This is a genomic window from Nocardioides sp., assembly GCF_041600255.1.
GTDB lineage: Bacteria > Actinomycetota > Actinomycetes > Propionibacteriales > Nocardioidaceae > Nocardioides.
This window is the reverse complement of the sequence record NZ_JBFIKK010000146.1, coordinates 1-7,477: the sequence shown is the minus strand read 5'-3', so window position 1 is coordinate 7,477 and position 7,477 is coordinate 1. Positions and strand designations below refer to the sequence as shown.

Genomic DNA, 7,477 nt, shown 5'->3' with positions numbered 1-7,477 from the left:
CCCGATCGTGACGTGCAGGGAGACGGTGTCCTGGGCGCGCGCGGCGTGCGGCGTGCCGGTGGGCAGGTACATCGCGAGTCCCGGCTCGAGGTGAACGTCCTCGACCCCGTCGGGCGTGTGCACCTCCCACTGCTTGGAGCCCGCCGTCTGGAAGACGAAGACGTCGTGGGAGTCGGAGTGGACCGCGAACCCCTGGGAGCCGGGAGGGGTCAGGTAGGCGTTGGCCTGGCAGGGATGCCCCAACTCGAGCTCCAGCTCGGCGACCAACCGAGTGATCGCCGGCCAGTAGCGATGCAGCCCCTGGAAGACGACGGTCGCGCCCTCGTCGAAGAGCGCCAGCGCCTTGCGGGGGTCGACGAGGCCGGAGAGCGGCCGGCCGGCCAGGGTCGCGCCCTTGGTGTAGCGCGACTCCGGGAGTACGGCGCCGTCCTGGGCCAGCCGGATGTTCGGCGTCCGGATCGCCGAGGAGGTCAGCAGGTGGTCGGCGTCGGCCAGGGAGAGCAGGCCCACCAGCTGTTCGGGGTCGGTGCGGTGCAGGTGAACGCGTGACGCCCAGACCTTCGCGAGGAAGGTCTGGGCGTCACCGCTCAGCAGGTCGAGAGCGCTCAGGACGCGTCTCCGTCGGTCGTGTCGCTGGCGTCGCCGTCCGTGGCGTCGGCGTCCGTGCCGTCCGCGTCACCGCCGTCGGTGCCGTCGGCATCGGTCGAGTCGCCGTCCGTGGTGTCGGTGGCGTCCCCGTCGGTGGCGTCCGCGTCGGTGGAGTCGGCGTCCGCGCCGGGCGTCGGGCCGGAGACACCACCCGTGGTCATGTCGTCGTCGTTCAGGGGTTCGTCGGGCGTGGTCATCAATCCTCCAGTGTCCGCGGGCAGGGTGCCCACCCGCTGGTCATCGTGACGGTGAGGGGCGTACCCAGGCACGGACGTCGTACACCTGACCGGGCTTGGTCGCCAGGTCTCCACAGCTCTGTCGCCGCGGCACGCCCGGCGACGACGCGACCTGGACCCGGTGCTCCCCGTCGGGGGCGACGAGGGTGACCCGATCGTCCTCCACGGCGGCCAGGGTGACGTCGGCCAGCTCACGTACGCCGAGCCCACCACGGACCGTCATCTCGGCCACCTGGGCGATCGGCGCCCATCCGGCCCGGCCACGCACCACGGTCAGGTCGTCGGGCAACCGACCGCGCCCCAGCTCCCGGCAGGCCGAGGTCGCACTCTCGGCGTCGAGCCGGCCCAGGGCCACCCCGCTCGGCAGCGCCAGCAGGGTGCCGGCGAACCGGTGACCACCGAGGTGCGTGGTCTCCCAGGTCTCCTCCGGCCACTGCGCGGCGAGGGCGCCGGCGATCGGACGGCCGAGCGCGGCACAGCAGACGTCGCGGCGACCGTTGGTGCACACCAGCCAGAGCGCGTCGTCGTACGGCGTGAGGCCGGGGGGCGTTCCGGCGGCGAGGCCGGCGAGGTCGAGGTCCAGCAGCTCCTCGACGTCGTCGAGCACCGTGGTCCACACGGCGTTCTCGGCGCCGAGCCGGGCGGCGAAGACCCGGACGCCGGGCCCGGTGACGCCGCCGTGGCGCCGGATCAGCTGGACGCGTACCTCAGCGGCGGCCAGGTGGTCACGCACCGACTCGGGGAGCCGGCTCTCGGCCACGGCCTGACGCCCCCAGGAGCCGGCATACTCGACGAAGAGCCAGGCGGTGTCGGTCGGCGCGGACCCGAGCATCGGTTCCTCGTCGTCGCGGCTCGCCGCCGCGCACCGGAAGTCGGGGGTCGTCGAGGTCACGGGGCCATTCGACCACTGCGCTGCCCATCCGCTGTAACGCGGGGTTATTGACGCTGAACATGCTGCCGAGGGGTCACTCAGCGTCCATAACACCGCGTTACAGCGGAAATCCGGGGCGGGGCAGCGGGAATGGGGGGGCGCGCCGAGCAGCCGATGAGCCGGCTCAGGTGGGGCGACCGCCGACCCAGACCCCGGAGACCAGCGGTACGCCGGGGCGGTAGGCCAGGTGCACGTGGCTCGGCGCGTCCAGCACCATCAGGTCGGCCCGCCGGCCCACCACCAGCGCACCCACGTCGTCGCGATCCAGCGCCGCCGCTCCACCCGCGGTCGCCGCCCACACGGCCTCGGCCGGCGTCATCCCCATCTCCCGCACGGCCAGCGCGATGCAGAACGGCAGCGAACTGGTGAAGCACGAGCCGGGGTTGCAGTCGCTCGCCAGCGCCACCCGGACGCCCGCATCGAGCAGCCGGCGGGCATCCGGGTACGGCTGCCGGGTGGAGAACTCCACCCCGGGCAGCAGGGTCGCGATCGTGCCCGAGTCCCGCAACGCATCGACATCCGCGTCCTCGAGGTAGGTGCAGTGGTCGACCGCCGCCAGCCCCAGCTCGGCCGCCAGCCGGACACCCGGGCCGGGGCCGAGCTGGTTGGCGTGCAGCCGCCCGCGCAGCCCGACCGCCGCACCGGCCACCAGCACGGCCCGCGCCTGGTCGACGTCGAAGGCCCCGCGCTCGCAGAACGCGTCGACCCAGCGGGCGTACGGCGCAGCCGCCTCCAGCATCGGCCCGGTGACCAGGTCGACGTACTCCTCGGGCGTGGTGCCGGTGGGCACCACGTGGGCGCCCAGGAACGTCGTCTCCTCGGTGAACTGCCGCGCCACCGCCAGCGATCGGGCCTCGTCGCGAACGCTCAGGCCGTACCCGCTCTTGATCTCGACCGTGGTGGTGCCCTGGCGCCGCATCTCGGCGACCAACCGGCCCACCTGGCTGGTCAGCTGCTCGTCGGTCGCGGCTCGGGTCGCAGCCACCGTCGTCCGGATGCCGCCGGCGGCGTAGCTCTCGCCGGCCATCCGGGCCTCGAACTCGGCCGACCGGTCGCCGGCGAAGACCAGGTGACTGTGGCTGTCGACGAATCCGGGCAGCACGGTGCGGCCGCCGAGGTCGACCCGTTCGTCCGCGTCGGGCGCCTCGGCGGCCGGGCCCACCCAGGCCACCCGGGAACCCTCGATCACGAGCGCGCCGTCGGCGACCTGCCCGAGGACCCCCTCGCGGGCGGGGTCGTTGGTGACCAGCTCGCCGATGTGCGTGAGCAGGGTGGAGACCACTACATCGCCTTCCAGATCGTGTCGATCGCCTCGTCGAGCTCGCGCCCGATCTCGGCACGGTCACCCTGCCGTACGACGACCACCCCGTCGACCATCACCTCGAGCACGTCCTGGGCGGTGGCCGCGAAGACCAGGGAGTTCTCGTCCGCACCGGTTCCGGCGGTGCGCGGGCTACCGGTGTCCACGGTGACCAGGTCGGCGCGCATGCCGACCGCGATCCGGCCGGCGTCCGCGAACCCCAGACTCTCCTGCCCCACCCAGGTCGCCGCGTCGAGCAGCTCGCCCGAGGTCCAGTGCCCCCGTTGCTGGGTGGCCAGCCGTTCGTTTAGCTCGACCGCGCGCATCTCCTCGAACAGGTCGATCACCGCGTGGCTGTCCGACCCCAGGGTCAGCGGGGATCCGGCCGCGCGCAGCGCACGACTGGGGCCGATCCCGTCGCCCAGGTCTCGCTCGGTCGTCGGGCAGAAGCAGGAGCGGGTGGCGCTCTCGCCCAGCAGCCGGACGTCGTGCTCGCCGAGGTGGGTGGCGTGCACGGCACTGGTGGCCGGGCCCAGCGCGCCGGCGTCGTGCAGCAGCTCGGTCGGGCTCACGCCGTACGCCGCGCGGCAGGCGTCGTTCTCAGCCTGCTGCTCGGAGAGGTGGACGTGCAGGGGGACGCCCGCGGCCGCCGCGACCACGGTCCGCAGCTGCTCGCGCGGCACCGCCCGCACCGAGTGGACGGCCGCCCCGATCACGACCCCGGGCCGCTGGTGGGCGCGCAGCCGGTGGGTCCGGTCAGCCCAGGCGTCGGCGTCGCCGTCGCTGTAGCGGACCTGGGCTCCCTCCACCGCCGCGCCGAACCCCGAGCTGAGGTAGCAGGTGTCCAGCAGGGCGATCCGGATCCCGGCCTCGCGGGCGGCCTCGACCAGCGCGAGCGCCATCGCGTTGGGCTCGTCGTACGCCGTGCCGTCGGGCTGGTGGTGCAGGTAGTGGAACTCCCCGACACAGGTGATCCCGGCCGCCACCATCTCCCGATAGGTCGCGGCCGCCAGGGCGAAGTAGGCATCCGGGTCGAGGCGGGACGCGACGGCGTACATCTTCTCGCGCCAGGTCCAGAAGGTGCCGCGCTCGCGCTGGGTCCGCCCGCGCAGCGCGCGGTGGAAGGCGTGCGAGTGAGCGTTGGCCAACCCGGGGATGGTCAGCCCCCGCAGTCGGGTGGTCTCCAGCCGGGCGTGCTCGGCGCCGACCTCGACGCGGGTGAACCGGCCGTCCGCGACCGACACCACGACGTCCTCCTGCACGCGGCCGTCCAGCCACGCCCGGTCCAGCAGGTACGACGCCTGCCCGCTCATCGCGCGAGCCGTTCCAGGGAGTCGGCCAGTGCCGAGACCCCGACCAGGCAGTCGGCGATCGACGCCGTCTCGGCCGGGGAGTGCGAGACGCCGGTGGGGTTGCGGACGAAGAGCATGGCGGTCCGGACGCCGGCGGCCGAGAGGATCCCGGCGTCGTGGCCGGCCATGGTCGCGATGATCGGCCAGTCGCCGCCCTCGTGGTCGGCGGCGAGCATCCGGGCCAGCTCGGGGTCGAAGGACACCGAGGCGGAGACCGACTCCGCGGTGACCTGGAGCCGGGTGCCGTCCCGGTCGGCGCGGTCGGCGGCCTGGTCGGTGATCCGCTGCACCAGCTCGGCCAGCGCGTCGTCGGTGGAGCAGCGGGCGTCCAGCCACGCGGTCACCCGCGAGGGGATCGCGTTGGTGCCGTTGGGCGCGACGTCGATCCGGCCGAACGTGGCGCGCTGGTCGACCAGCCGGGCCTGCTTGTTGGCGGCCAAAGCGGTCATCGCGTAGGTCAGCATCGGGTCGACCCGGTCCGCCATCCGGGTGGTGCCGGCGTGGTTGGCCTCACCGGCGAAGTCGAAGCGGTACCGCCCGTGCGGCCAGATCTCGCTGGCCACCCCGACCGCGGCTCCGCGGTCGACGAGGTCGCGGCCCTGCTCGACATGGAGCTCCACGAAGGTCGCCACCCGCTCGGCCAGCGGCCAGGTCAGGTCGTCCCCGTCGGCCACCCCGAGTCCGGCGGCCTCGAGGGCGTCGGGCAGGAAGACGCCGTCCCGGTCACGCAGCTCGCGGGCGCGCTCCCAGGGCAGCGCCCCGGCAGCCAGGCGGGACCCGAGGCAGGCCAGGCCGAAGCGCGATCCCTCCTCCTCGGCGAAGACCGAGACCCCGATCGGCCTCGAGGGCAGGAACCCGCGCTCACGGAGCCGGTCCAGGGCGGCCAGGGCCGAGACCACGCCGAGCGGTCCGTCGTACGCGCCACCGTCGAGGACCGAGTCGAGGTGCGAACCGGTGAGCACGCCCGGCCGGTCGCTCGCCACCGGGTTCCACCAGGCCACCTGGTTGCCCACAGGGTCGGTCTCGACGTCCAGGCCGCGCGCTCGGCACTGCTCGGTGAACCAGTGCCGCAGCTCGGTCTCGGGGGTGGTCCACGGCTGGCGGAAGTAGCCACCGCTGCCGGCCGACCGGCCGACCGGCGCGAGGTCGGCCCACATCCGTTCGAAGTCGTCAGGCACGAGGGCCTCCCTCCCAGACGCGATACTCGGGCACATGGAGTTCCAGGACGTCGTACGGCGCCGCAGGATGATCCGCAACTACGCCGACCGCCCGGTCGACCCGGCGATCGTGGACCGCGCCCTGCGCAACGCGACCCGCGCGCCGAGCGCGGGCTTCAGCCAGGGGTGGGGCTTCCTCGTGCTCGACACCCCCGACGACGTGCGTCGTTGGTGGCGCACCACCGCCGACGGCGTCGACGACCCGGACCAGTGGCTGCGCGGGATGATGCGCGCGCCGGTGGTGATCGTGCCCTGCTCCAGCAAGGCGGCCTACCTGCGCCGGTACGCCGAGCCGGACAAGGGCTGGTCCGACGAGGCCGAGGCTCGGTGGCCGATGCCCTACTGGCACCTGGACACCGCGATGGCTTCCCTGCTGATCCTGCAGACCGCGGTGGACGAGGGGCTCGGTTCGTGCTTCTTCGGGATCCCGGCCGAGAAGCAGGAGGCCGTCCGGGTGGAGTTCGCCATCCCGGGCAGCCACGACCCGATCGGCGTGATCACGATCGGGCACCGGGCAGAGGACCCCGGGAACGCCGGTTCGCCGTCCCGGCGGCGCCGACGCGAACTGAGCGAGGTCGTGCACCGGGGACGGTGGACGCCGGACAGCCAGGTGCCGGGCTGAGACGCGGCCGTCGCCGGCCGCGGAGCACACGGCGGTCCGGGGGCTCGCGGCGGGAGGCATGGGAGACAGTCCATCGGTCCCGGGTGGCGACGGCAAGCGCACCACTCCGTCCACGGTCTCGGATTCGAGACCGTGGACATGTGTCGGTCAGTGCACCATCAGGAACGACGGCGTCTCACGCAGCGGTCCGGCCAACTGCTGGAGCTTCGACCGCAGCCCCACCGCCGTCATCGGCCGGGCGACCGGGGCACCTGCGCACCAGTCGGTGTCCGCCCACCAGCAACCGCCCGGCCCGGTGAAGAGCACCTGGGGCGCAGGATCGGGATCGGCCGGGTGGCAGAGCGTCACGTCGGCCCGGATCCACGGCTCACCGAGCCGCTCGACCACGGACGGCGGCCCGTCGCCCTCGGGGCCGTTGGCCCAGGTGACGCCCGGACCCGAGGCGTCGCCCGCCAGGTCGTGCACCGCAGCCCGCACCAGCAGGTCGCCCAGGCGGGTCGCGTCGGCCAGCGCGAAGTGGTGCATCCCGTCCTGGCTCACCTGCTCGACGAGCAGCACGCCATCGACGACGTGGCCGTACCAGAAACTCTGCCGGCCGCCAGTCGTCCGTACGACCGAGACCCGGGTGCGCGCGGCCTCGCGCAACGTCACGACCGCCCGGATGTCGGGGCGGCTCGCCACCCCACGAGCGCTGAGCGATCGGAAGGCGGCCTCCTCGGCCATGGCGCGTTGCCCCGGCGCCAGGGCGTCCAGGTGCGGCGTGACGCTGACGCCCGCCTGGCCGATCAGGACCTTGAGCTCCTCATCGGTGAGTGTCTCGACGTGGACCGTTCCCTCTGTCACTTCGTGCATGGCTCCCCCACCACAGTCCGAGATGTCTGTGCTCGGGAACCCGGGAAACGTGCCCTGCCCGCGGCTGCACCGCGTCAGGGCAGCCCTCCTGGCCCCCGCCCACAAGGACGCTAGCAAATCAACCCCCGAACGGGGCGAACTTCGGGGGTGACCGGTCTAGATCGCCGGACCGACCGGGGAGGTCGGGCCGGGAGGTCGGGCCGGGCGGTCGGGCCGGGGAGGTCGGGCCGAACCGTCGGAGCCGGGGGCCTCATCTCAGTGGGACCTTCCTCATACCGGGGCCGGGCTCAGCGCTGCTAGGTTCCGCGCATGCCCAGTT

At 73.5% G+C, this 7,477-nt stretch carries 8 protein-coding genes; 1 reads left to right on the top strand and 7 read right to left on the bottom strand.

The genetic code is table 11. From position 1 onward, the window contains the following. The 6 genes from ABZE72_RS14485 to ABZE72_RS14460 form a co-directional block, all read right to left on the bottom strand. On the bottom strand, nucleotides 1–510 hold a 510-nt coding region (locus ABZE72_RS14485), incomplete at its 3' end, for a JmjC domain-containing protein (protein WP_372729742.1). Between the two features lie 95 nt (nucleotides 511–605). Then, a complete protein-coding gene (locus tag ABZE72_RS14480) occupies nucleotides 606–845 on the bottom strand; it encodes a hypothetical protein (RefSeq protein ID WP_372729741.1) in 240 nt (79 codons plus the stop codon). A gap of 40 nt (nucleotides 846–885) precedes the next feature. After that, complete coding sequence (locus ABZE72_RS14475; RefSeq protein WP_372729740.1) at nucleotides 886–1,776, bottom strand: sucrase ferredoxin; 891 nt, start codon at nucleotides 1,774–1,776, stop codon at nucleotides 886–888. A gap of 163 nt (nucleotides 1,777–1,939) precedes the next feature. After that, entirely contained in the window at nucleotides 1,940–3,097 is a 1,158-nt protein-coding gene (hutI, locus tag ABZE72_RS14470; RefSeq protein ID WP_372729739.1) for an imidazolonepropionase, read from the bottom strand. Further along, complete coding sequence (locus tag ABZE72_RS14465; protein ID WP_372729738.1) at nucleotides 3,097–4,428, bottom strand: formimidoylglutamate deiminase; 1,332 nt, start codon at nucleotides 4,426–4,428, stop codon at nucleotides 3,097–3,099. The genes hutI and ABZE72_RS14465 overlap by 1 nt, the downstream gene beginning before the upstream one ends. Next, entirely contained in the window at nucleotides 4,425–5,645 is a 1,221-nt protein-coding gene (locus ABZE72_RS14460) for an allantoate amidohydrolase (protein ID WP_372729737.1), read from the bottom strand. The genes ABZE72_RS14465 and ABZE72_RS14460 overlap by 4 nt, the downstream gene beginning before the upstream one ends. Before the next feature lie 34 nt (nucleotides 5,646–5,679). Here ABZE72_RS14460 and ABZE72_RS14455 point away from each other — a divergent pair, with 34 nt between their 5' ends. Next, nucleotides 5,680–6,306, top strand: a complete 627-nt coding sequence (locus ABZE72_RS14455; protein ID WP_372729736.1) for a nitroreductase family protein — start codon at nucleotides 5,680–5,682, stop codon at nucleotides 6,304–6,306. A gap of 147 nt (nucleotides 6,307–6,453) precedes the next feature. Here the strand turns inward: ABZE72_RS14455 and ABZE72_RS14450 are convergent, their stop codons facing one another. Next, nucleotides 6,454–7,158, bottom strand: coding sequence for a hypothetical protein (locus tag ABZE72_RS14450; protein WP_372729735.1), 705 nt, complete (start codon nucleotides 7,156–7,158; stop codon nucleotides 6,454–6,456). Nucleotides 7,159–7,477 lie beyond the last annotated feature (319 nt).